Origin of the sequence: Vitreoscilla massiliensis (genome assembly GCF_001457815.1) — a bacterium.
GTDB classification, from domain to species: Bacteria; Pseudomonadota; Gammaproteobacteria; order Burkholderiales; family Neisseriaceae; genus Vitreoscilla; species Vitreoscilla massiliensis.
Genome location: NZ_LN898220.1, coordinates 229,195 through 255,416, shown reverse-complemented (window position 1 = coordinate 255,416; position 26,222 = coordinate 229,195). Strand labels below are relative to the sequence as shown.

Annotated in this window: 26 protein-coding genes; 22 read left to right on the top strand and 4 right to left on the bottom strand. The window is 45.5% G+C overall.

From position 1 onward, the window contains the following. The first annotated feature begins 26 nt into the window (after window positions 1-26). From odhB to BN3003_RS09880, 19 genes are all read left to right on the top strand, one after another. Window positions 27-1,256 carry a 2-oxoglutarate dehydrogenase complex dihydrolipoyllysine-residue succinyltransferase gene (odhB, locus tag BN3003_RS09970; protein ID WP_058356507.1) on the top strand — a complete coding sequence of 410 codons (1,230 nt, stop codon included), beginning with the start codon at window positions 27-29 and terminating at the stop codon, window positions 1,254-1,256. A gap of 54 nt (window positions 1,257-1,310) precedes the next feature. Next, window positions 1,311-1,571 (top strand): hypothetical protein, encoded by a 261-nt coding sequence (locus BN3003_RS09965; protein WP_058356506.1) that lies wholly within the window; start codon window positions 1,311-1,313, stop codon window positions 1,569-1,571. Window positions 1,572-1,623: 52 nt separating this feature from the next. Beyond that, the gene (lpdA, locus tag BN3003_RS09960) at window positions 1,624-3,057 is read left to right on the top strand and encodes a dihydrolipoyl dehydrogenase (RefSeq protein WP_058356505.1); all 1,434 of its coding nucleotides are present in this window, start codon (window positions 1,624-1,626) and stop codon (window positions 3,055-3,057) included. A 57-nt stretch (window positions 3,058-3,114) separates the two neighbouring features. Beyond that, window positions 3,115-3,408, top strand: a complete 294-nt coding sequence (locus BN3003_RS09955; protein ID WP_058356504.1) for a hypothetical protein — start codon at window positions 3,115-3,117, stop codon at window positions 3,406-3,408. A gap of 83 nt (window positions 3,409-3,491) precedes the next feature. Further along, window positions 3,492-4,658 (top strand): ADP-forming succinate--CoA ligase subunit beta, encoded by a 1,167-nt coding sequence (gene sucC / locus BN3003_RS09950; protein ID WP_058356503.1) that lies wholly within the window; start codon window positions 3,492-3,494, stop codon window positions 4,656-4,658. Between the two features lie 11 nt (window positions 4,659-4,669). Then, window positions 4,670-5,563 carry a succinate--CoA ligase subunit alpha gene (sucD, locus tag BN3003_RS09945; protein WP_058356502.1) on the top strand — a complete coding sequence of 298 codons (894 nt, stop codon included), beginning with the start codon at window positions 4,670-4,672 and terminating at the stop codon, window positions 5,561-5,563. Window positions 5,564-5,705: 142 nt separating this feature from the next. Next, window positions 5,706-6,017 carry an ElaB/YgaM/YqjD family protein gene (locus BN3003_RS09940; protein WP_058356501.1) on the top strand — a complete coding sequence of 104 codons (312 nt, stop codon included), beginning with the start codon at window positions 5,706-5,708 and terminating at the stop codon, window positions 6,015-6,017. Between the two features lie 70 nt (window positions 6,018-6,087). Further along, the gene (locus BN3003_RS09935) at window positions 6,088-6,513 is read left to right on the top strand and encodes a phage holin family protein (protein WP_058356500.1); all 426 of its coding nucleotides are present in this window, start codon (window positions 6,088-6,090) and stop codon (window positions 6,511-6,513) included. Beyond that, window positions 6,497-6,763: a hypothetical protein gene (locus BN3003_RS09930; protein WP_147645405.1), complete on the top strand. Its 267-nt coding sequence runs from the start codon at window positions 6,497-6,499 to the stop codon at window positions 6,761-6,763. The genes BN3003_RS09935 and BN3003_RS09930 overlap by 17 nt, the downstream gene beginning before the upstream one ends. 91 nt (window positions 6,764-6,854) lie before the next feature. After that, window positions 6,855-9,269 carry a heavy metal translocating P-type ATPase gene (locus BN3003_RS09925; protein WP_058356498.1) on the top strand — a complete coding sequence of 805 codons (2,415 nt, stop codon included), beginning with the start codon at window positions 6,855-6,857 and terminating at the stop codon, window positions 9,267-9,269. A gap of 212 nt (window positions 9,270-9,481) precedes the next feature. Continuing rightward, window positions 9,482-10,222 (top strand): 3-oxoacyl-ACP reductase FabG, encoded by a 741-nt coding sequence (gene fabG / locus BN3003_RS09920; protein WP_058356497.1) that lies wholly within the window; start codon window positions 9,482-9,484, stop codon window positions 10,220-10,222. A gap of 372 nt (window positions 10,223-10,594) precedes the next feature. Beyond that, on the top strand, window positions 10,595-11,725 hold the full coding sequence (locus tag BN3003_RS09915) for a polysaccharide export protein (protein ID WP_058356496.1): 1,131 nt from the start codon (window positions 10,595-10,597) through the stop codon (window positions 11,723-11,725). 17 nt (window positions 11,726-11,742) lie between these two features. Next, window positions 11,743-12,174, top strand: a complete 432-nt coding sequence (locus tag BN3003_RS09910) for a low molecular weight protein-tyrosine-phosphatase (RefSeq protein ID WP_058356495.1) — start codon at window positions 11,743-11,745, stop codon at window positions 12,172-12,174. Between the two features lie 17 nt (window positions 12,175-12,191). Further along, entirely contained in the window at window positions 12,192-14,357 is a 2,166-nt protein-coding gene (locus tag BN3003_RS09905; protein WP_058356494.1) for a polysaccharide biosynthesis tyrosine autokinase, read from the top strand. Between the two features lie 86 nt (window positions 14,358-14,443). After that, window positions 14,444-15,967 carry a tetratricopeptide repeat protein gene (locus tag BN3003_RS09900; RefSeq protein ID WP_058356493.1) on the top strand — a complete coding sequence of 508 codons (1,524 nt, stop codon included), beginning with the start codon at window positions 14,444-14,446 and terminating at the stop codon, window positions 15,965-15,967. A 2-nt stretch (window positions 15,968-15,969) separates the two neighbouring features. After that, entirely contained in the window at window positions 15,970-17,142 is a 1,173-nt protein-coding gene (locus tag BN3003_RS09895; RefSeq protein WP_147645401.1) for a hypothetical protein, read from the top strand. 15 nt (window positions 17,143-17,157) lie between these two features. Further along, window positions 17,158-17,694, top strand: a complete 537-nt coding sequence (locus tag BN3003_RS09890) for a GTP-binding protein (protein ID WP_058356491.1) — start codon at window positions 17,158-17,160, stop codon at window positions 17,692-17,694. Window positions 17,695-17,698: 4 nt separating this feature from the next. After that, window positions 17,699-18,337, top strand: a complete 639-nt coding sequence (locus tag BN3003_RS09885) for a hypothetical protein (protein WP_058356490.1) — start codon at window positions 17,699-17,701, stop codon at window positions 18,335-18,337. A 28-nt stretch (window positions 18,338-18,365) separates the two neighbouring features. Beyond that, on the top strand, window positions 18,366-18,728 hold the full coding sequence (locus tag BN3003_RS09880; RefSeq protein ID WP_019957059.1) for a roadblock/LC7 domain-containing protein: 363 nt from the start codon (window positions 18,366-18,368) through the stop codon (window positions 18,726-18,728). Window positions 18,729-18,771: 43 nt separating this feature from the next. Here the strand turns inward: BN3003_RS09880 and xth are convergent, their stop codons facing one another. Continuing rightward, complete coding sequence (xth, locus tag BN3003_RS09875; protein ID WP_058356489.1) at window positions 18,772-19,536, bottom strand: exodeoxyribonuclease III; 765 nt, start codon at window positions 19,534-19,536, stop codon at window positions 18,772-18,774. Between the two features lie 185 nt (window positions 19,537-19,721). Here xth and pepN point away from each other — a divergent pair, with 185 nt between their 5' ends. The 3 genes from pepN to BN3003_RS09860 all read left to right on the top strand — a co-directional run bounded on the left by pepN (window position 19,722) and on the right by BN3003_RS09860 (window position 23,743). Further along, window positions 19,722-22,379, top strand: a complete 2,658-nt coding sequence (gene pepN / locus BN3003_RS09870) for an aminopeptidase N (RefSeq protein WP_058356488.1) — start codon at window positions 19,722-19,724, stop codon at window positions 22,377-22,379. Window positions 22,380-22,396: 17 nt separating this feature from the next. Next, window positions 22,397-22,999, top strand: coding sequence for a glutathione S-transferase family protein (locus tag BN3003_RS09865; protein ID WP_058356487.1), 603 nt, complete (start codon window positions 22,397-22,399; stop codon window positions 22,997-22,999). A 126-nt stretch (window positions 23,000-23,125) separates the two neighbouring features. Beyond that, window positions 23,126-23,743 carry a peroxiredoxin gene (locus BN3003_RS09860; protein WP_058356486.1) on the top strand — a complete coding sequence of 206 codons (618 nt, stop codon included), beginning with the start codon at window positions 23,126-23,128 and terminating at the stop codon, window positions 23,741-23,743. 152 nt (window positions 23,744-23,895) lie between these two features. On the opposite strand, the gene BN3003_RS09855 is transcribed toward BN3003_RS09860, so the two are convergent. The 3 genes from BN3003_RS09855 to BN3003_RS09845 form a co-directional block, all read right to left on the bottom strand. Further along, window positions 23,896-24,252 carry a hypothetical protein gene (locus BN3003_RS09855; RefSeq protein ID WP_058356485.1) on the bottom strand — a complete coding sequence of 119 codons (357 nt, stop codon included), beginning with the start codon at window positions 24,250-24,252 and terminating at the stop codon, window positions 23,896-23,898. Between the two features lie 382 nt (window positions 24,253-24,634). Beyond that, window positions 24,635-25,567, bottom strand: a complete 933-nt coding sequence (locus BN3003_RS09850) for a phosphatidate cytidylyltransferase (RefSeq protein WP_058356484.1) — start codon at window positions 25,565-25,567, stop codon at window positions 24,635-24,637. Next, window positions 25,564-26,211, bottom strand: a complete 648-nt coding sequence (locus BN3003_RS09845; RefSeq protein ID WP_058356483.1) for a lysophospholipid acyltransferase family protein — start codon at window positions 26,209-26,211, stop codon at window positions 25,564-25,566. Before BN3003_RS09845 ends, BN3003_RS09850 begins: the two co-directional genes overlap by 4 nt. Between the last annotated feature and the right edge of the window lie 11 nt (window positions 26,212-26,222).

Genomic DNA, 26,222 nt, shown 5'->3' with positions numbered 1-26,222 from the left:
GCCACACCTGATTAGGAGAATGTAGTATGTCTATTATTGAAGTTACCGTGCCGGTATTGCCTGAGAGCGTATCAGAAGCAACCTTGATGACTTGGCATAAAAAAGTGGGCGAAGCCGTTGCCCGTGACGAAAACATCATTGATTTGGAAACAGACAAAGTGGTGTTGGAATTGCCTGCACCACAAGCCGGTGTGATTGTTGAAATCGTAGAACAAGATGGTGCGACTGTGGTTTCTGGCCAATTGATTGCCAAAATTGACACCGCTGCCAAAGCGGGCGATGCCGCTCCTGCTGCTGAAGCTGCTCCTGCAGCCGCTGCTGCGGTTGAAGCTGCACCACAAAGCAATGCTCAAGCTGGCGTGGCCATGCCTGCTGCTGCCAAATTGGCTGCAGAAAAAGGCGTGGATGTGGCTTCGATTCAAGGTTCAGGCCGCGATGGTCGTGTATTGAAAGAAGATGTTGCCAAAGCAAGTGCTGCTCCTGCTGCTGCACCTGCTAACAGCACTTTCTCTACTGTAACAGTTAGCCCAACCCCTACTGTACAAATTGCGGGTGACCGTCCTGAACAACGTGTGCCTATGTCACGTTTGCGTCAACGTGTTGCTGAGCGTTTGTTGCAATCACAATCTGAAAATGCCATCCTGACCACGTTCAATGAAGTGAACATGAAACCAGTGATGGATTTGCGTAACAAATACAAAGACAAATTCCAAAAAGAACATGATGTGAAATTGGGCTTTATGTCTTTCGTTGTTAAAGCTGCGGTTGCTGCATTGAAAAAATTCCCAGTGGTGAATGCATCGATTGATGGCAAAGACGTGGTTTACCATGGTTACTTTGACATCGGTGTGGCCATTGGTAGCCCACGTGGTTTGGTTGTGCCTATCTTGCGCAATGCCGACCAAATGTCATTGGCTGACATTGAAAAACAAATTGCAGAGTTTGCAGTGAAAGCCAAAGACGGTAAAATCGCTTTAGAAGACTTAACTGGTGGTACTTTCAGCATTACCAATGGTGGAACTTTCGGTTCTATGATGTCAACTCCGATCATCAACCCACCACAAGCGGCAATTTTGGGCATGCATGCTACCAAAGAGCGCGCTATGGTTGAAGATGGTCAAGTGGTGGTATTGCCTATGATGTACTTGGCATTGTCTTATGACCACCGTTTGATTGATGGTCGTGAAGCGGTATTGACTTTGGTTGCCATTAAAGACGCATTGGAAGATCCAGCTCGTTTGTTGTTGGACATCTAATCAGGAACTGCAACAACGCAAGTTGTTGCAGGACTGCCTGTGAAAGGAACGATTATGAAACAGGTCATTTCATTGATAGCAGTGGGTTTCTTATTAGCGGCCTGTAAATCAGGTGGCGGACCAGTACATTATTCTGCTAAAGCGGTGAACAGCTCAGGTCAAGTCTTGAGCAGTAAAACCAACATCACCACCAATAAAGAGGGGGTGGACTTGGCAGTCGATACTTTGTGTAAGGCCAACCGCAGTGCCAGACAGGTGATTGTTGAAACACGATCTGGTAAACCCATTGAAGGCAGTCCTTTCCGCTGTCGTTAATACCATCATTACACAGGTCGCCCAATAAGCGGCCTGTAATTAAAGGATTTTTATGTCTAATCAGTTTGATGTAGTAGTCATTGGTGCAGGCCCTGGCGGCTATATTGCGGCCATTCGTGCTGCTCAATTGGGTTTTAAAACCGCATGTATTGATGCCGGTCGCAACAAAGCGGGTGATGCACCTGCTTTGGGTGGTACTTGCTTGAATGTGGGTTGTATCCCTTCTAAAGCCTTGTTGCAATCTTCTGAAAACTTCCATCAAGCCCATTCTGAATTTGCAGAACACGGTATTGATGTCACTGTAAACAGCTTTGACGCTAACAAAATGATTGAGCGCAAAGATGGCATCGTGACCAAATTGACTGGCGGCATTGGCTTCTTGTTCAAAAAGAACAAAGTAGAATCGATTCACGGTTTGGGTTCTTTAAAAGGCCAAAACGGCGATGTATGGCAAGTGGAAGTGGACAACCAAGGTGAAAAATCTGTGGTTGAGGCCAAACACGTCATCATTGCAACCGGTTCTGTACCTCGTCCATTGCCTGGTGCCGATGTGGATAACCAAACCATTTTGGACAATGAAGGCGCGTTGAACTTAACCAAAGTACCTGCCAAATTGGGTTTGATTGGTTCTGGTGTCATCGGTTTGGAAATGGGCTCAGTATGGAATCGTTTGGGTGCAGAAGTGACTGTATTGGAAGCGATGCCAACATTCTTGGCCAATACTGACCAACAAATTGCCAAAGAAGCGTTCAAAGTATTGACCAAAGAACAAGGTATGAACATCTTGTTGGGCGTTAAAATCAACAAAGTAAGCAACAATGGTGAGTCTGTGACCGTTGATTACGAAGTGGGTGGCGAAGCCAAGTCTGATACTTACGACAAATTGATCGTTGCCATTGGTCGCGTGCCAAATACCCAAGGTTTGAATGCTGAAGCCGTTGGCTTGGCCAAAGACGAACGTGGTTTCATCACAGTGGATGCGGATTGCCGTACCAATTTGCCTAATGTTTGGGCCATTGGTGACGTGGTGCGTGGTCCGATGTTGGCTCACAAAGCCAGTGATGAAGGTGTGGCTGTGGCTGAGCGCATTGCTGGTCAAAAACCACATTTGGATTTCAATACCATTCCATTCGTGGTCTACACCCACCCAGAAATCTCTTGGGTAGGTAAAACTGAAGAGCAATTGAAAGCCGATGGCGTGAAATATGTCAAAGGTACTTCTGGTTTTGCTGCCAATGGTCGCGCTTTGGGCTTGGGTCAAGCGCAAGGTACAGTTAAAATCTTGAAAGATGCCGAAACAGATCGCGTCTTGGGCGTGCACATCATCGGACCTAATGCTTCTGAATTGATTGCAGAAGCGGTGATGGCGATGGAGTTCAAAGCCTCTGCCGAAGACATCGGTCGCATCGTGCATGCGCACCCGACCTTGTCTGAAGTGCTGCATGAAGCGGCATTGGCAACCGATAAGCGTGCATTGCACGGTTAACTAAAAAGCGCAGCTGAGGCTGCGCTTTTTATTTATATCTAAATAATGTACATATAAATGAATACTGAAGTGCTGGGTTTGATTGCTTTGCCGCTGGGTGTGATTTGCTTATGTTTGGCGGCTTTATGGCAGTTGAATGTGGTGTTAACAGAAAGTTACACCTTAAATCGATTTTCAGGACGCCAACTGTTTGCCGTTGTCACTACCATGATGATGACATTCAGCTTGGCTGTGTATGGCTTTTGTCCTAACGCACGCAAAAAGGGAATAATTTTTTTATTGCTTGTGTTGGTGGGAGCAGGGCTATATGGTTGGGCGTATTGGGTGTTGCCATTTCAGGCGAAACCATAAGCACGCGTCTGAATGGCGAAATGATGTGTATCAACATAATGATTGCGTAAGCAATCCGTTTAACTTACCTAGAGGAAACTCTGATGAATTTACATGAATATCAAGCAAAAGCCTTGTTAGCAAGCTATGGCTTGCCTGTGCAAGGTGGTATCTTGGCCACCAACGGTGACGAAGCTGCGGCTGCGTTTGACGAATTAGGTGGTAAGTTTGCGGTGGTTAAAGCCCAAGTGCATGCTGGCGGTCGTGGTAAGGCTGGTGGCGTGAAAGTGGTGAAAACCCGCGAAGAAGCCAAGGAAGTTGCCGCTAGCTTGATTGGTACCAATTTGGTTACTTATCAAACCGATGCCAATGGTCAGCCTGTTAACAGCGTGTTGATATGCGAAGACATGTACCCAGTGGCGCGTGAGTTGTATTTGGGTGCTGTGGTAGACCGCTCTAGCCGTCGCATCACTTTCATGGCCTCTACCGAAGGTGGCGTGGAAATTGAGAAAGTGGCTGAAGAAACGCCTGAAAAAATCATCAAAGTGACTGTGGATCCATTGGTAGGCTTGTTGCCTTTCCAAGCGCGTGAAGTGGCGTTTGCTTTGGGTTTGGAAGACAAACAAATCAATCAATTCGTGAAATTGATGACCGGTGCTTACAAAGCCTTTGTTGAAAACGATTTCGCTTTGTTTGAAATCAACCCATTGTCAGTGCGTGAAAACGGTGAATTGGCCTGTGTGGATGCCAAAATCGGCATAGACTCAAACGCTTTGTACCGTTTGCCTGAAATCGCAGCCCAGCGCGATAAATCACAAGAAAATGAACGTGAATTGAAAGCGTCTGAATTCGATTTGAACTATGTGGCCTTGGAAGGCAACATTGGTTGTATGGTCAATGGTGCTGGTTTGGCGATGGCGACCATGGACATCATCAAATTGTACGGTGGTCAACCAGCTAACTTCTTGGACGTTGGTGGTGGCGCGACCAAAGAGCGCGTGGTAGAAGCGTTCAAATTGATTTTGGCCGACCCTTCAGTGCAAGGCGTATTGGTCAACATCTTTGGTGGTATCGTGCGTTGCGACATGATTGCTGAAGCGATTATCGCTGCAGTGAAAGAAGTGCATGTGACCGTGCCTGTGGTGGTGCGTTTGGAAGGCAATAATGCGGAATTGGGTGCGCAAATCTTGCGTGATTCTGGTTTGCAATTGATCCCAGCCGAAGGTTTGGCTGATGCGGCTCAAAAAATTGTTGATGCCGTTAAAGCATAAGGAGTGAATGAATGAGCGTATTGATTAATAAAGATACCAAAGTATTGGTACAAGGTTTCACCGGTAAAAACGGTACTTTTCACTCTGAACAAGCCTTGGCTTATGGCACCAAAGTAGTCGGTGGTGTCACTCCAGGTAAAGGCGGTCAAAAACACTTGGACTTGCCAGTTTTCAACACCATGAAAGACGCGGTTAAAGAAACAGGTGCGGATGCTTCTGTGATTTACGTACCAGCACCATTCGTTTTGGATTCTATTGTTGAAGCGGTTGATTCAGGCGTGGGCTTGATTGTCGTGATTACTGAAGGCGTGCCGACGATTGATATGTTGAAAGCCAAACGCTATTTGGAAACCAATGGCAACGGTACTCGCATGGTCGGCCCTAACTGCCCAGGCGTGATTACCCCAGGTGAATGTAAAATCGGCATTATGCCAGGTCACATTCACACTCCAGGCCGCATTGGTATCATCTCTCGCTCTGGTACTTTGACTTACGAAGCTGTGGCACAAACCACCAAATTGGGCTTGGGCCAATCAACGTGTATCGGTATCGGTGGCGATCCGATTCCAGGCATGAACCAAATTGATGCTTTGCAATTGTTCCAAGACGATCCAGATACCGACGCCATCATCATGATTGGTGAAATCGGTGGTACGGCTGAGGAAGAAGCAGCAGAATTCATCCAGTCTAATGTGACCAAACCAGTTGTTGGTTATATTGCTGGTGTGACTGCGCCTAAAGGCAAACGCATGGGTCATGCTGGTGCGATTATTTCTGGCGGTAAAGGCACTGCTGATGAAAAATTTGCCGCATTTGAACGTGCAGGCATGGCGTATACTCGCAGCCCAGCTGAATTGGGTTCGACCATGTTGGAAGTGTTGAAAGCCAAAGGTTTGGTGAAATAAATAATGTGATTTGCATCATATTTGAAGCGGCCTGTAAGTTACAGGCCGCTTTTTTAGTGTATGCTACATGTGCTTGGAACTTAGTTAATTCGGTTCAGTCACAAAAAACATGCGATTAACCACTATGTAAGAGGAGCAGGTAATGACTCAAGAATTTGAAGCGCGTAAAAACGAATTGTTAGACGATGTGCGTGGTGTCTTAAAAGAAGCCGAAACCCTTTACCAATCAGCGGTTGACGACGGCTCGACCGAAGCCAAAGAGTTGAAAGCCAAACTGAAAATTCAATTGGACAAAGCCAAACAACAATACGCTTCTTTGGAAGCGACGGTAACAGACAAAGCCAAAGAGGCTGCGCGTCATACCGATGCGTTGGTGCATGAAAAGCCTTATCAAGCCTTGGGCATTGCCGCTGCTGCTGGGGTGTTATTGGGTGTGTTGCTAAGCCGCAAATAAACAGCGTTTTGGGATGAACTGCCTCAGTGTGTCCTGCATCTGAGGCAGTTTGCATGTGGAAGGAGGCGTGATGAGTGGAAACGAAAAAAGTCAAATTTCACTGTTAAAAGAAATGTTTGGCAATGTGCTAGAACTCATGTTGATCCGCCTACAAATGGCTCGAGTGGACATCTTGGGTTTGAAGAATGCCTTATTGAAGGTATTGATTGCTGCCATCGCTGCTTTAATCTTATTTTTGTTGGGCTTTCTGTGTTTGTTATTCGGTCTGAATGCGGCGTTAAGCCCCGCGGCCAAAATCTGGGTATTTTTTGGTTTGGTGGTTTTGAGTGTGGTGGTGATTGCAGTGTTGGTGCTGATGGTGTTGAACACACTCAAAGGCCAGCAATCTTGTTTGCAAAGCACACTCAAAGGTTTACAGGACGATATGGCTTACATCCGCGGCGAGAAGCGTTACAGTGATATTGACATTGAGGAGTTGCATGATGACGGCAGATGAGGAAAAAGAGTTGTTGGAATTGGAAGCGCAAATCATACGTTTGAAATTGCTCAATAACCAATATGCACGCCATTTGCAGCGTGAACATTCGCCACAAAAATCGTTTGGCCGCATGGCTTTGGGACAGTATCTGGGGCAAGTGCAGCCTGAAACTTGGAAGGCACTGATTACACCGAATACCTGGCAAAACCGTTTATTGGTGGTGATAGGTACGGCCCTGCTGGCCTTGCTCAAGAAAAAACGACGTTAATACCAAGCCTGAATTTTTCAGGCTTTTTTATTGCATTTATTTCTTCATTTGCATCAATATTGGCACGGTGCGCTTGCGCTAAAATGCGCGCATGAACCCAAATTGCTTCCATTGCGGCTTGCCTGTGCTTGAAGGCGCCGCCTTTCCTATTGTGTACCGTCAAATAGAACACGCTACCTGTTGCGCCGGTTGCCAAGCCGTGGCGCAAAGCATTATTGATGCTGGCCTAGACTATTATTACGAGCAGCGAACTGCCGATGCCGATAAAGCGGCCTTGCCCGAGGCGGATATTTTGGCGCAATTGCGCTTGTATGATTTGCCCGAAGTGCAACAAGGCTTTGTGTATGCGCAAGGTGACAGCAAACAAGCAACGCTGTTACTGGATGGCATTACCTGCGCCGCTTGCGTGTGGCTGATAGAGCAGACCTTAGTGCGTTTGGCGGGGGTGAGCAGTGTCAGCATCAATTACAGCAATCACCGTTTGCATGTGAGCTGGCAGGCCGAACAAGTGGCTTTGTCTGACATCTTGTTGGCCATACAAAAAATCGGTTATCAAGCGCAACCTTACGATACAGAACAGCAACATCTGTTGCAAACCAAGCAGCGCAAGCAGGCATTGGTGCGCCTGTGGATAGCGGGTTTGTCGATGATGCAGGTAATGATGTATGCCGTGCCGACGTATTTGTATGGTGACATTGAGCCGGTTTTTTTATGGCTATTGCATTGGGCAAGCATGGTGTTGACGCTGCCGGTGGTGGTGTATTCGGCGATTCCGTTTTATCAAGGGGCATGGCGCGATTGGCGCAATCGCCGTGTGGGCATGGATACGCCCATCAGTTTGGCGGTGGTGTTGGCGTTTGGCGCCAGCATGTATGCCTTATTCAGCCGCACCGCGGAAGGGGTGTATTTCGATTCGATTTCCATGTTTGTGTTTTTATTATTGGGCGGGCGCTATTTGGAGCAAATCGCCAGACGCAAAGCCGCCGATGCCACTGAACGTCTCAATAAATTGATACCGGCATTTTGCCATCTGTTGCCACATTATCCTGAGCAGCAAAGCCAAGAGGGTTTGGTAGCGCATTTGCATGCGGGCGATGTGGTATTGGTGCGGGCGGGTGAGGTGTTTCCTGTCGATGGGCTGGTGCTCGAAGGCAGCAGTGAGGTCAATCAAGCCTTGTTAACTGGTGAATCGCTGCCAGTCTTGAAAGAGGTTGGACAAAGCGTACAGGCCGGCACCGTGAATGTGAGCAGCCCTTTGTGTGTGCAAACCACCGGTGTGGGGCAATACACTCGTTTGTCTGGCATCGTGCGTTTATTGGATGGAGCATTGGCACAAAAACCCCGTATGGCCTTATTGGCAGACCGCTATGCATCGGTATTTGTGGCGGTGTTGTTGTGTTTGGCTGTGGCAACGTTTGCGTATTGGTATGTTCACAGTGGCGCCAAAGTGGCGGTATGGACGGTGGTATCTTTGTTGGTGATTACCTGTCCTTGTGCCTTGTCTTTGGCCACGCCGACGGCGTTGGCCGCGGCCACGGGCTTTTTGGCAAAACATGGCTTGCTCATCAGCCGAGGCCACAGTTTAGAGACTTTGGCCAAGGTCAGTGATGTGGTGTTTGACAAGACTGGTACTTTAACCACAGGACTGTTTCAGATTGCCGATGTGCAAGTGTGTGCGGGCTATGATTTGACGCAAGCGCAAACTAATGCGGCAGTGTTAGAGCAGTTTTCTGAGCATCCATTGGCGCAAGCTGTGGTTGAGGCATATGGGGTGGATGCGAGTAAGCTGGTGGAAAATGTGCACAATACGGTCGGTTTTGGCTTACAGGCGCAGATTGATGGCGTGCAATGGGCGATAGGGCGGCCTATATGGGTGGCAGATGTGTTTGGACATGTTGCGCAGGATTGTTTACAGGCCGCATCTGGCAGCTGGATTGCCTTGGCCAATGAACAGCACATGGTGGCGTATTTTTGTTTGGAAGACACCTTAAAAAGCGATGCTGCGGCGTTGATGCGCCAATTGCAAGACTTGCGAGTACGCGTACATGTGTTGAGTGGCGATGCTGAGGGGGCTGTGGCCAAAGTGGCTGAGGCTTTGTCCATTCCGCATTTTATCGCCGCAGCCACGCCGGAAACCAAATTGGCTTATGTGCACAATTTACAACAGCAAGGCAAGATTGTGTTGATGGTGGGCGATGGCATTAATGACGCACCAGTATTGGTACAGGCCGATGTGTCGATTGCGGTTGAGGGTGGCACTGATGTGGCTCAAGCTGGCAGCGATATGGTGATGATTAAACCTGACATGGGCTTGGTCGCGACAGCCTTGGTACAAGGCAAGAAAACCCGCCGCATCATCCAAGAAAATTTGTGGTGGGCAGCGATTTACAATGCGGTAGCGATACCGATAGCGGTGCTCGGATATGCCAATCCATGGATTGCGGCATTGGGGATGGCGGTGAGCAGTTTGTTGGTAACCTTGAATGCAATGCGTTTGCTCAAGTAGGCAGATGTTATTGAAAACAGACTTTTCTATGTATTTGATTCATATGTGCTTAATTTTAGACTTTAAAAACAGTTACTTTAAGGAGCTGATATTACAAATGAATATCTGTCCAAAATTATGTGCGGATGAGTTGTGCGCTGCAATAATTTAAGCTAAGGTGATGGGGCTATAAAAGCAATAACTGATTGAATTCCGTAGAAGGGAACAGAAGTATGCGTTTACAAAATAAAGTCGCAGTCATCACAGGTGCAGCAAGTGGTATTGGTTTGGCAACTGCCGTTAAATTCGCACAAGAAGGTGCATTTGTTGCTATTTGCGACTTAAACCAAGCAGGCATTGATGCTGCCATTAAAGAAGTGGAAGCAGTCGGCGGACAGGCTTTGGGCTATGTCGTGGATGTGACCAAACCAGATCAAATCTCGGCTATGCGTGAAGCATTATTGGCGGCAAAAGGCCGCATTGATGTGTTGGTCAACAATGCCGGTATCGTGATGGATGCCCAGTTGATTAAAATGACTGAAGACCAATTCGATAAAGTCATAGACATCAACTTAAAAGGCACTTACAACATGGCACGTGCATTGGTCGATACCATGGTAGCGCAAGGTGGCGGTGTGATTTTGAACGCCAGTTCAGTGGTGGGTGTGTATGGTAATTTTGGCCAAACCAACTATGCTGCGACCAAATTTGGTGTAATCGGTATGGTGAAAACTTGGGCCAAAGAATTGGGTAAAAAAGGCATACGCGCCAATGCCGTGTGCCCAGGCTTTGTCGCTACTCCTATCTTGAAAGCGATGCCTGAAAAAGTATTGCAAGGCATGGAAGAAAAAGTACCGATGCGCCGTTTGGCTGATCCGCGCGAGATTGCCAATGTGTACGCGTTCTTGGCTTCTGATGAAGCCAGCTACATCAATGGTGCTGCCATTGAGGTGACGGGTGGTTTGACCTTGTAATTGCACTGTTAATAAAAAGGCGCTCCTTTACAGGACGCCTTTTTATTTGGTGGTAACAGTGTTAGAGTGAAACGTCTTATTTGATTAATGTTGATGTGAAACAGTTTATCGTTTATGAATTTTGGGTAGAATGTTAGGCCTTAAGCCGTAATAATCTTGTTCATAAGCATGAAAAGACAATAAATGATTTGCATTTATATCAAAATAACTAAAAAGTCGACAGGCGAGACATTTACTTAGTGGAATGCTGAAACTTAGTATCAGTATTCACAAACTTTCGGCTATACTTCTACGCATTATTTCCAGTTGGTGGTTTTGGCTGGAAACGTAACACACTCAAGCTCTCTAATTTTAAAAGTGGATACACTTACAGTGAAATTCAAGAATATTGTAATTGGTATTGCTTCAGCGCAAATTTTGGCTGCATGTACCATTCCTGGATCGGTGTTAAAAGTCAATGACAAGCATGTGGTGCAACAAGCCGATGCCAATGTGTCGATTGATGAGTTGGTGGATGTTTATCCCATTACGCCTTTGCTCATACAGCGCATGCAAAAACCGAATGCAGTTTCAGCTGATAATCAGCGTTTAATGCAGTCCATGCGTCAGTATCAATACCGTGTACAGGCCGGTGACGTATTAAGTGTAGTGGTATGGGATCATCCTGAATTGATGGTGAATTCTGCGGGTGCTTCAGTTACTGCGACCAAAGAATCGCCGCGAGGTGGGGTGATGGTAAACGCGGATGGTACGATTTACTATCCATATATTGGTAATGTGCAGGTGGCGGGTAAAACGGCCAATGAAATCCGTAGCACCATAACAGCACGTTTGTCTAAATTCATCAATAAACCACAATTGGATGTCTCTGTGGTGCAATACCGTTCCCAGCGTGCCTACATATCGGGTGCGGTGAAAGCGTCGGCACAATTGCCGATTACCAACGTTCCTTTGACCTTACTGGATGCAGTGAATTCGGTAGGAGGTTACAATGAAAATGCCGACATTCAGCGCATTAAGGTGACACGCAATGGACAGGACTTGTCTGTCTCATTGTATGATTTAATGCAAAATGGTGATTTACAACAAAACTTCATCTTGAAAGATGGTGATGTGGTGTACATCCCAACCAACGAACAGATGAAAGTGCATATTTTGGGTGAAGTGACCAAACAAACCACTTTGCGCATGGATCCTGGCGGTATGAATTTAACTGAGGCTTTGGGTGAGGCATCAGGTATCAACAATAATATTGCCAACGCTAAAGGAGTATTTGTGATACGTGCTGAGGCAGGCATGTCCAATAATAAAGTGGGTAAAATATACCAATTGGATTTATCAGATGCCAGCGCACATGTATTGGGAACGCAATTTCAATTGCAGCCCAATGATGTGGTTTACGTGACTGCTGCACCGGTGGCGAGATGGAATCGTGTGATGTCTAACATCTTCCCATCGGTTTCCAATTTGTTGTCTATTACCAATACTGCTGGTCAGTTTTAATTAAGATTATTGTGGTTATGTTTAATAAAATTCTTGTGGTGTGTGTCGGAAACATTTGTCGTTCTCCAACAGGAGAGGCCTTGTTGAAACATTTGTCTCCGCATTGTGAGGTCAGATCTGCTGGTGTGCAGGCATTAGTGAATAAACCAGCAGATGAACAAGCCAAAAGCATCGCTCGTCAGCATGGCATCGAAATGGAAAGTCATTTGGCGAGGCAGTTAGATGCTGCTATGTGTCACGAGGCTGATTTGATTCTGGTGATGGAGTCCAGCCATATTCGAGCTGTGGAAAGAATTTGCCCCACCGTCAGGGGGAAAATCATGTTGTTTGGACAGTGGCTACCGAATAAAGAGATTGCCGATCCTTATCACAAAAGCGATGAGATGTTTGCATTGGTATACCAACAGATTGAAGCTGCTGCCAATAAGTGGGCAGAAAAATTACATTAGTTGAAAGATTGTTTTGAATGGCAACTTCAGAAAACACACATAAAAATCAAGTTCCCAAAGACGATGAAATCGATTTGCGTCAAGTGTGGGATGTTTTAAGTTTTAATAAGTACAAAATTATTGCCAGTGGTGGTGTGGGTCTGTTATTGGCCATCGCATATTTAATCATTGCATCTCCTGTGTATGAAGCCAATGCTTTGGTGCAAGTTGAGGCAGATAAGCAAAATCAAATTTTGGGTGATGTACAATCTTTATTGGGCGGTGCTTCTACAAAATCCGACGCTGAAATTAACTTGGCAAGGTCTCGTATGGTATTAGGACGAGCAGTAGAGGAGTTGAATACCGATGAAGTAATTGCTTATCAGTCCATTCCTATTTGGGATTGGTTTGATCGTAAGTCTATCAAAGCTGAAGATGCATTAAGCTTGAATGTATTCAGTGTGCCATCTGTACTGGAAAATAAGACACTGTCTTTGGTTTATCTTGGCAACAAAAAATATACCTTAACCATACCTGAAGCAGGAAGCAGGCAGGAAATACAGGTAAATGGGGAGCTGGGTAAATTGGTCTCAGCTAATGGAGTTTTGCTGAATATTACGAAAATTCAAGCTGAGAGTGGACAAGAGTTTAATTTAACCAAACAGTCTAAATTGGCTGCCATTGAACAAATCAAATCCAATTTATCCATAGGCGATGTGGGTAAGGATACGGGTATTTTGGCATTTAATTATGTTGGAGTGGATAAAAATAAAATACAGGCCATTTTAAACAGCATTATTAAGAACTATGAGCATCAAGATAAAGAGTTTGGGGTGTTGTCTGCGGGACGAAGCTTAGAATTTATTGAAAAACAATTGCCTGTGACCAAAGATTCTTTGAAAGAGGCCGAAGACAAACTTAACGAATTTCGTCATAAAAATGCCACATTGGATTTGTCTTTAGAAGCCAAGTCAGTGATGGAGAATTTGACCAAAATTGAATCTGAGTTAACCAGTTTGGATACTAAAGAAGCTGAAGTTTCTGAGTTGTTTACCAAAGACCATCCTAATTACCAAGCCTTGATTGAGAAGAAAAAAGTATTACAGCAAGCCAAGGGTGATTTGGTAAAACGAGTGGCTGCAATGCCACAAATACAACAAGACGTGATTCGTTTGACCCGTGATGTGGAAATTGAACAACAAGTTTATATGCAGTTATTGAATAAGCAACAAGAGTTTTCGATTATGAAGGCCAGTAATGCGGGGCGAGTTCGTATTGTGGATGCTGCAGTGACTTTAGAAGAGCCAATTAAGCCCAAAAAGCCTTTAATCTTGTTGCTTTTGACTGCTGGTTTTGCGGCGTTGGCGTCTTTGTATTTTATGGTTAAATCTTTATTCAACCGTGGAATTAGCAACACTGAAACATTTGATTATTTGGGTGTGGATGTGTTGGCCAGCATTCCGCTGTCGTTGGTACAGAAAAATAAAGATGGCTTATTTGTGAAAACCAGTAAAAAGAAAAATGCCCGTACAGATTTTTTATTGGCACAAAATCTGCCTACTGATCCCGCAGTTGAGGCCATTCGTGCTTTACGTACCAGTGTGTACTTCACTTTAATGGAAGCTAAGAACAATATCTTGATGGTTTCAGGCGCAACCTCTGGGGTGGGTAAAAGTTTTGTCAGTACCAACTTGGCAGTGGTCATGGCACAATCGGCTAAAAAAGTGTTGTTGGTCGACAGTGATATGCGTAAGGGTTATGTGCATGAAATGTTACACCAACCGATAGGCTCTGGATTGAGTGATGTTTTATCTGGTGTCGTTTCATTTAATGAGGCCATACGCACTACCGAAATTGAGGGTTTGGATTTTGTATCCCGAGGTGATGTGCCGGCAAATCCTGCAGAGTTGCTGATGAAAGCCAATTTGGAAAGTTTATTGGCTGAAGTTTCAGGCCGCTATGACTATGTGATATTGGATGCACCTCCTATTATGGCCGTAACCGATGCGGCTATTTTGGGGCAGCAGGCAGGTACCACATTGATTGTTGCACGTTATGGTTTAACCACTGAACATGATATTGAAAACTGTATTGTGCGTTTTGCCAACAGTAATGTGGTAGTTAAAGGTGCCATTTTGAATGGTGTTGAAAAATCTGCAAATAATTATTATGCATACGAGGCTTATAATAGTTATTATAAGTAAATGGGCATGACATTTGCTGAACTGTGGTTACGGTAGTTTTTGAGAATAATTATATTTATTTGGTTAAGGTGAATCCCTTGGAAACAATGCAAATCGTTTTGGCTGTTGTTTTGTTGGTTTTTATAGTGGTATTGCTGAAGGTTAAACAAAAGGGCCAAAGCGATGCTGCTGGTAAAAAGAATGCCAGCAAACCAGTACAGCAAAAAGCAAGCAGCGCGAAAAAGAATAAGGATGGCGCTCCTAACAAAAAAACTGCCGTAGCCGCATTTGCAGCTGAGCAAAATACTGCCAGTAAAGTTGAAGAAGTCAATGCGGAAGTTAAAGAAGCTGAAGCTGAATTGTCTTCTATGGGCTTGAATCAACCAGTCAAAGTTTCTGTGCAGGAAGTGGATCCATTGACTGAGTATAAGGTTTATCGTGAATTTGGCTATTTGGATAAAGCAGCAGAGGCATTGTTGAACTATTTGCAGTCCCATTCAAGTTCTGATTCCGCTTTGTATTTTGACTTGGCCGAAATTTATCTGCAAACCGAGCAATATGAAAAATTGGTGGATTTTGTCTTGGACAATAAAGCCATGTTTGATCGCACCCAGATTGAACATTTGGTGAAATCAGGCTTGGAATTGGATGCCAATAACTTGGATATTCGAGTTTTGGCGGAAGAATTATTGAACTGGGATGTGGAAACCATCAATACCCAAGTATTGCACGATGAGTCTAAGCAAAAAAACAGTTCTTCTGAAAAAGATTTAGTATCTCAAGCCACTGCGCTGGAAAGTGGTCATTTATCTAATTTGCATGCTATAGAAACAACACATCGTACTGTTAGCCTTAATCAATCAGATAGATTGGTTACAGGTCATGGTATAGTGCAAAACATCACTCAAGAAGAATTGCAGGTATTGTCAGTCATGCTACCAACAGACAATGCTATGAAATTGATGCGTGGTTTTGCCGATTATGCGACATTCAGTCATAAATTGAATCGTGTTTTACCAAAATTGAAAAACCCAGCTTCAGCATTAATTGATGCATTGGGCTTGGATTATCAAAATAAAAATATTGATGCATTCGCCAAACATTTGTGGGAGTTGTACAGTGTTTTAGGTAAAAACGGGCAAAATATTAAAGACAAAATGTTGGGCTGGGGTTATAGCTTGGGTCATCACGAATTGTTTAATCGCTTGGCAATGGTTACCAATGAGCAAGAAGTGAAGGACATTGGTAAAGAATTTGGATACCGAGCTGCAACTAAGAATCTGCAAAACCATTTTTTCCCTTTGGTCAGTGATGACGAAGGCATTGGTTTGGGTAAAAGCTTGGGTCGTGATGTTAACAGTATTTTGCAAGAAGCTGATGCTTACTTAATGTATGGCCAATTGGATGAAGCGATGCAGACCTTGGAGCAAGGCATTAAATCGCACAAAAGTGAACCACAGTTGTACATTAATTTGTTTGAGTTATATGAACGGGCAGAGGATTGGGAACGCTTGGAGGAGTTTTCAAAACGATTGCGTACGGATGCTGGTAACTTGCCAGAGGAAGTTATTCTGGCGATGTCTCAGCTAACACAAAAATTAAAGAATAATAATATCGGGATGGTGGCCTAAAGATGAATTCATTGTCTAATATGCCCTTAGTAAAAGTCATGTTATTAGGGGTTGATGCAAGAAAGTCTGCCATTTTCAGTATGGCGTTTAAGATGCATACAGCAACACAATTTCAATTGGTTGATGATGCACAGCAAGCTGATGTATTGGTGGTGGATACCGATGGTGTTGAAGGGGAAGCACTGTGGGAAAAAGCCCAATCTGAGTATCCAAATATTCCTCGGGTTTATTCGTCTATCTTAGAACCCAAATTTGATGTGGCGTTCTTGCCTAAACCGGTCAAGGTTGAAACATTGTTTCCGGTGTTGCGGGCCGCTTTATCAGGTGTGGTGACGTTTAAAGTCGCCGATGCAGCTGCTCAACCTCAAAATCGTGAACGCTTGTCTTTTAAGCAACAGGCTAAAAACTACAAAAACACCTTGGCTGACGAACCAGAAGTGAGTGCGGTGCCTCGCGATGTGACATTTCCTGCAGACCAAATCAAGATATTCGATGCCACTACGGGTTTGTTGGGTGCGACTCGACAAATTGCGACAGAAACAGAGAATGTGGCTTTAATCGTTGATAACAAGCCAGTGTTGATGTATTTCCCTAGTGTTGATAGGGTGTTATTAGCGGTTGCACCAGAACGACTGGAAGAAATTTGCCAAGACGCTGATGTGGTCATTACCATCAAAAAAATTGGTGAACATCCCGAGTGGCAGCAACATGCTAAGGCTCAGATGGATTCTTGCCTGTGGCAGTTTGCAGTTTGGACGGCAAAAGGTCGTCTTATCAATGAGATTGATGTAAATCAACCCATTGCTTTAAGCAGTTGGCCTAATATTACACGATTGGCATACATTCCTGATGCCATGAGATTGTCTGCTTTTTTAACCAAATCCCCTGTCAATTTACCGATGATTTATAAAATGATTCGTGTAGACATTGCAGATTTGCTGAATTTCATTGCAGCATCGCACGTAACCAATTTATTAAAAGTGCAACCAGTGCATTCTGGAATGGCTACTGTTGGACAAGGAAATCAATATGCTGGTCACCATAATACCAGCGTGCAAGACCATGCTGCAGCATCCGGAACTCACAGTGCTGAAGCGGTACCATCAGTTCCTGTTCGTCCAAAACAATCTAGTTCTATGTTGCAACGGCTGTTGAAAAAATTAACAGGTAAATAACTAAGGTAGGATTCGATGATTGAAAGTAAAATAATTTTTACAGGGCCGGTTGGTGTTGGTAAAACGACTGCCATTGCTGCAATCAGTGATGAACCGCCCATTCAGACCGATGCACGTGCATCTGACATGACACTGGCACGTAAAGCAAATACCACTGTTGCAATGGATTATGGTGTGATTCGTTTGGATGAGTCTACTAAAGTACACTTGTATGGCACACCAGGGCAGGAACGTTTTGACTTTATGTGGGAAATCTTGAGCCAAGGCAGTATCGGCTTGATTTTAATGTTGGATAATACCCGTTCTAATCCTCTGAAGGATTTGCAATTTTTCATGGAAGCATTTGCCGATTTGATTGCGGTTGCACCGATGGTGATTGGTGTGAGCAAAATGGATTTGCAGAGCAAGCCAAATTTGGATGTTTACCGTGAATATTTGAATAATAACAATATCAATGCCCCTGTTTTTGAAGTTGATGCTCGTGAAGAGAACGATGTCAAAAATTTGGTGATGGCATTGCTATTTTCGATTGACCCTGGCTTAGAGGCTTAATCGTATGCAAGCACAATTTTCCTTACAATCAGAACTGTATCCAAAGCTGACACCGGCTGGGGCTTATTTCGCGGTTTCTGGTAACTCAGAGAACCCGAGTCGTACTTTTTTGTGTAATGTATTGGGTGAGAAGAGCCCAGTTGCGGCCACACCAGAAAAAGTCCAGTCGTGGGCGCAAACCGATACCTTAGAGTCTGCTGTTAATATTCTGTACCGTTTGCAAAAACTTGAATTTATCCAAGGTGTTAAAGAGCCTGAGTCGGCCGTTACTGCCAATATGGAAAGCTCTTTACCCAGCTTATTACAACAAATGTCAGATACAGGCCGTGCTTTGTTGGCCAACGATACTGGCTTGTACATTGCTGAAGCGGGTTTTCACCATGAATCGGCTGAAGAGATTTCAGCATTGGCTGGTGAGGTAATTCGCTTATCTGAACAACATGCCTTGTTGATTCGTAATAACTTGAACATTAACCAAAGTGCGTGGGGTATTTGTGATCCTACTGGACAAAGTCATTTGGCATTTTATCCACTATACTTTGGTGAATATAAATTTGTATTGGTGATTGCGGGTACTCCTCAGTTACAATCAGATGCATTTGTCAAAATGGTCGAGATCTTATATCAACGTTACGGTTTTTAATTTTTATTTTAGAAGTTGGAGAATTTAAATGCGTGAACAAATGCTCAAGTCAATTCTGAGTGATTTAAATGGCTCATCAGCAGACATCGAAGCCTCTGCAATTATCTCTGCAGATGGTTTGACCATGGCAGCTTTATTACCACAAGACGTTGACGAAGACCGTGTAGGTGCCATGGCCGCAGCGATGTTGGCTTTGGGTGAACGTACCGCACGTGAATTGAATCGTGGTGATCTTGATCAAGTGATGGTAAAAGGCAGCAATGGTTACATCTTGATGAGTTATGCCGGTCACGATGCCGTCTTAACCGTTATTGCAAAAGAAGGTGCAAAACTGGGTTTGATCTTTTTGGATGCGAAGCGCGCAGCCAAAAATATCGTCGACATTTTGTAAGATATTTTGTCAGATTGTGTTAGGCATTGCTGCCTAACACGAGTCACGCTACTTCTAAAGTAATAGGCGCATGATCGCTCGGTCTTTCCCAAGATCGGGCGTTTTCATCTACTGACACCTCAATGATGCCATCTTTAAGTGCATCGCTGATTAAGACATGGTCTATACGCAAACCCAATTTGCGTTTGAACATGTTCATGCGGTAATCCCACCATGTGTATTGCACGTCTACAGGCCGTTTGTAACGGAAGCTGTCAGTCAGACCCAATGCCAATAATTGTTCAAACCATTGTCGCTCATCTGCAGAGCACAAAATTTGATTGCGCCATTTCTCGGCATCGTACACGTCTATATCGGCGGGAGCGATGTTGAAGTCCCCGAGTAACACCACTTTTTCATATTGCTGAATTTGGCTGGCAACAAAAGTCTGTAAAGCGTCAAACCATTCTTGTTTGTAGAGGAATTTGGGGCTGTCTAGGCTTTCACCGTTCACGCAATACACATTGATGACGCGCACACCATTGATGGTGGCCGCAATCATGCGCCTTTGTTCATCAGCATAATTGGGGATGCCGCGAATGATATCGGCGATTTCGCCCTTGTAGATTAAAGCCACACCATTGTAGGTTTTCTGTCCGAACCACACTGCTTGATAACCGGCAGCTTCAATATCGTTGATGGGAAATTTTTCTTGATCCAATTTCAATTCTTGCAAGGCCAGCACATCAACAGGATGAGACTCCAGCCATTGTAAGACATGGGGCAAACGCACATTGAGGGAATTCACATTCCAAGAGGTGATTTTCATAAGCAGCCCTGGTTGAGAAAAAAGCATTGTACCCATATTTGTCTGCCAGACACCAACAGCTAGGTGGACTTGTAAAACTTTGCAAGAAGACTAGGGTGCATGATGTGGCTTAAGACAAAGCCAGAGTATGGCAGTACAATAGCCCGCATTGCCATGAAGACATAAGAATAACAGGAGCCTAATGCATGCAAACCGTTCATTATTTAAAAGACTATAAGCGTCCTGAATTCAGTATTACCCAATTGGATTTGCACTTTGATATTCAAGATGAATACACACAAGTGAAGTCGCGCATGGTGGTATTGCCCAAGCAAACCAGCCACACGCCATTGGAATTGACCGGTTCAGCAGAATTAATCGAAGTGGTATTGGATGGTGAAGTTCTGACCGACACTGCGTATGTTGTGGACAATGCCACCGAAACCCTCACCATCCATAGCGTACCCACCGAGAGTTTTGTATTGGAAATCACCACCCATGTGCATCCAAACAGAAACAAAAGTTTGATGGGTCTGTATGCTTCCAATGGCAATTTGTACACCCAATGCGAGCCAGAAGGCTTCCGCAAAATCACCTATTATCTCGACCGTCCCGATGTGATGACCAAATTCTCGACCACCATTGTGGCCGATAAAAAACGTTATCCAGTATTGTTATCCAATGGCAATCAAGTGGCGGCAGGCGATGTGGATAAGAAGCGCCACTATGTAAAATGGATAGACCCATTTCGCAAGCCCAGCTATTTGTTTGCCTTGGTGGCAGGGGATTTGGCCTGTAGCAAAGACGAATTCATCACCCAATCTGGCCGCAAAGTGGTCATCCATTTCTACACTTCCGAGCAAGACAAACACAAAGTACCGTATGCCATTGCTTCCTTAAAACGCGCCATGCGTTGGGATGAAGAGCGTTTTGGTTTGGAATACGACTTGGACATCTTTATGGTGGTGGCCGTTGGCGACTTCAATATGGGGGCTATGGAAAACAAAGGCTTGAACATCTTCAATACCAAATACGTGTTCGCCGACTCCAAAACCGCTACCGACAAAGACTTTGAACACATCGAAGGTGTCATCGGACACGAGTATTTCCATAACTGGACCGGCAATCGTGTGACCTGTCGCGATTGGTTCCAACTGTCGCTCAAAGAAGGCTTAACCGTATTCCGCGACCAAGAGTTCTCTGGCGACATGGCCAACCGTGATGTGCGTCGCATTGAAAACGTGATGGTGTTGCGTGCCAACCAATTCCCTGAAGATGCAGGCCCTACCGCCCATCCCATTCGCCCTGCGTCTTATACCGAGATGAACAATTTCTACACCTTAACCGTGTACGAAAAAGGCGCCGAAATTGTACGCATGTTGCATACCTTATTGGGAGAAGAAGGTTTCCAAAAAGGCATGAAGCTGTATTTCCAGCGCCATGATGGGCAAGCGGTGACGTGCGATGATTTTCGTTTGGCCATGGCCGATGCCAATGGTTATGATTTAACCCAGTTTGCCTTGTGGTATAGCCAAGCCGGTACACCGCAAGTGCGTTTGCACAGTACTTACGATGCCGCCAGTCAAACTCTGCGTTTACAGGCCGCTCAACACTTGCCTGCCACGCCGGATACCACGGCCGCCAAATTGCCGTTGATGATACCGTTGAAAATGAGTGTGTTGAATTCACAAGGCGAGGCGCAACACTTTGAGTTAGACGGTGTCAGTGCACAAGAAACGGTGTTGGTATTGCGTGAAGCCGAACAAGAGTGGGTCTTCAACGGTGTGGCCGATGCGCCAATATTGTCTTTATTGCATGGTTTCAGCGCGCCGGTGTATTTGGATTACCCATACAGCGAAGCCGAGCTGAGCGTGTTGATGCTGCATGAAAAAGACGCATTTGCGCGCTGGGAAGCCGGACAAATCTTGTACCGTCGCGTGATGAAGCAAGCGGTGCGTGCGTTGCGCGATGGTGCGGCCATGCCTGAGATCAGCCATTTGACCCAAGCGTTGCAACAATTGATGCAGCAAGACATCGACGCGGCCTTGTTGGCCCTGATGTTGACGGTGCCAAGCGAACAAGAGATTTGGGACCAAGACTTTGCCCAACTCGATCCAACCTTATTGTGGCAAGCGCGTGAGTGGGTGGTGAGCAGCATCGCCAAAGCCTGTGTCAACGATTTGAGTGGCTTGCGCCACACTTCGCAAGAGCGCGAATTGAACAGTGGTTTGGACAATATTGCCGACTACCATCCCTTGTTGGCAAAATTCCGTGGCCTCACCAATACCGTGCGCTCGTATTTGCCGCGCGCCCAACCTGAGAGCCTGACTTACTTCAAACAACAATACGACAAATTGGCGTTTAATATGACGCATGAATGGGGTATTTTGCAAGCCATCAATTGTGCCGAAAATCCAATACGCGACGAATTACTGCAACAATTTGCGCGTAAATTCGATGAAGATGCGTTGGTGATGGACAAATACTTTATGTTGGTGGCCAGCAGCACCCGCAGTGACACGTTTGAACGCGTACAGGCCGCTTTAGCCCATCCGCGCTTTAGCATGGAAAACCCGAATAAGGTGCGGGCATTGATTGGTACGTTTACGCGCAATATCGGCCAATTCCACCATGTCAGCGGTCGTGGTTATGAGTTTGTGGCAGACAAAATCATCGCCTTGGATGCTTACAATCCGCAAGTGGCTGCCCGTTTGGTGCAGGCGTTTAATGTGTTGAGTCGTATCGATGATGCCCGTCAGCAGTTGATGCTGGCACAATTGGAACGCATACAAGCGCAAGCGAATGTGTCGAAAGACACCGCCGAAATTGTCGGCAAAATCTTGTTACAACATCAAGTGGCATAACCCTAAGAGGACATTCAATGAAATTCTATATGTTACCAGGCGCCTGTTCTATCGTAGGCAACGTGGCCTTGGAGTGGGCAGGGGCGGAGTTTGAATTGGTCAAATTGGATTTTGCTGGTACCAAAACGCCGGAATTCTTGGCCAAAAATCCCCAAGGTTCGGTGCCCTTATTGGAAGACGGCGATTTTGCCTTGTCGCAAAACACCGCGATTTTGCAATACATCGCCGAAAAATACCCACAAGCGCATTTGTTTGGTAAGGGCGACGCTAAACAACAAGCCAAAGCCCATCAGTGGTTGGGCATGATCAATGCTGACATCCACAGCAAATTTTCGATTTTGTTTGGCCCACAGCGTTTTGCCGAAAGCGAAGCTGCACAAGCCGAGGTGGTGGCCGCGGCGAAAAAGCAATTGCAAAGCTTGTTTGCGGCTGTGGATGCACATTTGCATGGCCGTGAGTATTTGGCCGATGAATTGACCATCGCCGACGTGTATTTGCTGGTGGCGCTCAATTGGGCCGGCTACAAAGAAGTGGATTTATCGGCCTGTAAAAACTTACAGGCCTTGCATGCACGCGTGGCTGCCAATGCAGCCGTGCAAAAAGTGTTGGCACTGCAATAAAGCGTGCGCATAGTTTATTGTAATTTGCTCATGAGGAAATTCAATTTGCCGCATGGGGGTAAATTCATTACAGTAAACAGTTGGCAGTTCAGGTCTATAACCTATTTTTAGTTTAGGAGATTTAACATGGCAGTATTGGTAGCTAAACCAGCCCCATTTTTTCACGACACCGATAAAAAATTCAGCGCAGTTTTAGGCAATGGTTCGATTGTTGATGATTTCAACTTCAAAACCGCTTCTGCAGGCAAATACGCTGTTGTCTTCTTCTACCCATTGGACTTCACTTTCGTATGTCCATCTGAATTGATCGCTTTCGATCACCGTTTGGAAGAATTCAAACAACGCAATGTTGAAGTGTTCTCTGTGTCTATCGACAGCCAATTCACTCACAATGCATGGCGCAACACTGCCGTTAACGACGGTGGTATCGGTCAAGTGGGTTACACCATGGTTGCCGACGTTAAAGGCGAAATCATCCGTGCATTCGACGTTGAAAGCGAAGGCGGCGTTGCCTTCCGTGGTTCTTTCTTGATCGACAAAGACGGTGTGGTACAACACCAAGTGGTGAACAACTTGCCATTGGGTCGTAACGTAGACGAAATGTTGCGCATGGTTGACGCTTTGCAATTCACCGAAGAACACGGTGAAGTGTGTCCAGCTGGCTGGAACAAAGGCGACAAAGGCATGAATGCCAGCCCAGAAGGCGTGGCTTCTTACTTGGCAGAAAACTCTGGCAAATTGTAATTGCTGATGTGTTGCTAAACGCAAGCATTTAAAAAAGCGGCCTGTAAATCATTACAGGCCGTTTTATTGTTGCTTATTCAAACGATTGCATTCGCTTTATCAAAGTAAAAGCCATGAATACTGCAAAAATACACATGGATTTTGATTGGCCATCAGCGAATTTGTTTGTCCACATCCACCAAGCTGCGACGTGCCAAAGCCAAGTTAGATTTGGATTTGTCCAAGACAAAATACAAGAACAAACCGTCTTGGCGACTGACAGGACGCAACAAATGGTATTGCTCACCCAAAGTAATCAAGATGTCATCTATGCTGTCGTTCAAACCCAACAAACCCATGGTTTTCATTTTCGCACGTACTACCTCGGTATTACCTGCGGCCGCGATTTCCAAATCAATATTGGATGAGCCACCACCAGCCAACAACATACCACTGGAATAATCGACAACAGCCGCGGCCAAAGCACCGTCGGTTTTCAACAATTGTTGCACTGATTCATTGTAATTCATGATGTATTCCTCTTTCATTTATTGTGAATGAATGTACATTCTAAATTGACTGGCTGGAAATTGGAAAAGACTTTTGCGCATAATGTACATGCCAATTGACTATTGTGAATTATAGAAAAATAAGATAAATAAATTAGATATTTATCGGAATATGCATTTAATTCAGATGCAGAAAATATGAGTGTATTTACAACACTGTGTTGCACGGAAGCGTAACTTAAGGATTAAAGTCCGAGAAAACGGATTTAGGCCATAATTTACAGTGGGATAGATAACTTGCCTCGATGCAAAAAATAGAAAAAGCCGAGTAGGAGGGGGTAGCAGACATCAATAAGCGGCCTGTAAACCTTTTTCAGTGTTTACAGGCCGCTTTTACATGGATTTAAGACCAATAATAGCGCACGATGTGAAAGAAGATGGGTGCGGCAAAACAAATCGAATCAACCCTGTCCATCATGCCGCCGTGGCCCTTAATCATGTGGCCCCAGTCTTTGACACCAAAGTCGCGTTTCACCGCCGACATCACCAAACCACCGGCAAAACCCATCAAACAAATGATGAGGCCGATTAAGCCGGCCTGAAACGGTGTGAATGGCGTAATCCACCACAAAGCAGTGGCCAGAGCCGTGGCCGAGGCCACACCGCCAACAAAGCCTTCGACGGTTTTCGATGGCGACAACACTGGTGCGATTTTGCGTTTGCCCAATAATTTGCCCCAAATGTATTGCAACACATCGCTCGCTTGCACCACGGCAATCAAGAAAATCACCAATAAGATGTTTTGGTCGAAGTTTTCGATTTTCAGGTTCAGTAAAAATGGCACATGTGAGATACAGAACACGCTCACCATCAGCGACCACTGAATTTTGGCAGTGCGGTCGAGGAAACGCGTTGGGTCGCCCGATAAGCCGGCCAAGATGGGCAGCAATAAGAATGCGTACACCGGGATGAAGATGGCAAACATGCCATACCAATCGGTGAGGACAAAATAGTATTGCACCGGCAGCACCACGTAAAAACAGGCCACCAATACCGCGTAATCACCGCGGCGGCTGTAAATCAGGCTCAAACACTCGCGCAGCGCCGCAAACGATACCAAGAAAAACAAAAAGGTTGAACCAATATGGCCGGTGATAAAGGCCAAGACCAACACCAGCGTCATTACCCACCATGCATTGATGCGAGCATTCAAATTGCTGATGGTCGGGTTTTGCGAGCCGTATTTCAGCGCCAAGATGGAGCCGACGGAGCTGGCGGTAATCAAAATGGCCAAGATGGCGAGGAACAGCCACCACAAAGAGAAGGGTAAAGTCATTTTGCCTCCTGTGGCGCCAAATCCAATAAGGCTTGGCGGGTGCGGCTTAAGAATGCGTTTTTGTCTTCATCCGGCAGTTTTTTAATCACTTCGCCAATGCGCACATCGCACAGCAAGGGGATGGGCAGAATTTTGCCTTTGGGCAAGACTTTGTTAATGTTGTTAATCCACACTGGCACAAATTCCACATGTTCGTTTTCGCGCGCCAAATGGTACAGGCCGCTTTTGAATGGCAACAGCATTTGGTCGTCGGTGGTATTGCGTGTGCCTTCAGGAAACAAAATCAATGATTTGCCGTCTTTGAGCGCCGCGTCCATGGCGGCAATTGCCTGTTGCGGATTGTGTTGGCGGTCGATGAGCAAGACCCGAAACACCTGTTCGGCAATGAAAGCCTTGAGCTTGCTGCTGAGCCAATAATCGACACCAGCCACCGGTTGGGTGAGCATGCGCCAAGTCTTGGGCAGGGAAATCCACACCAACACAAAATCGCCGTGGCTGGAATGGTTGGCGTAATAGACCTTATTGCTGGGGCTGAACGCCAAATCGCTGGCTTGTTTCGAGCTCACGCCAGTGATGAAGGAAGTAATCAAACACAGAAAAGTATCCATGACGCGCGCCAATGGACTGGAAAGCTCGGGTTTCATGCAGGCTCCTG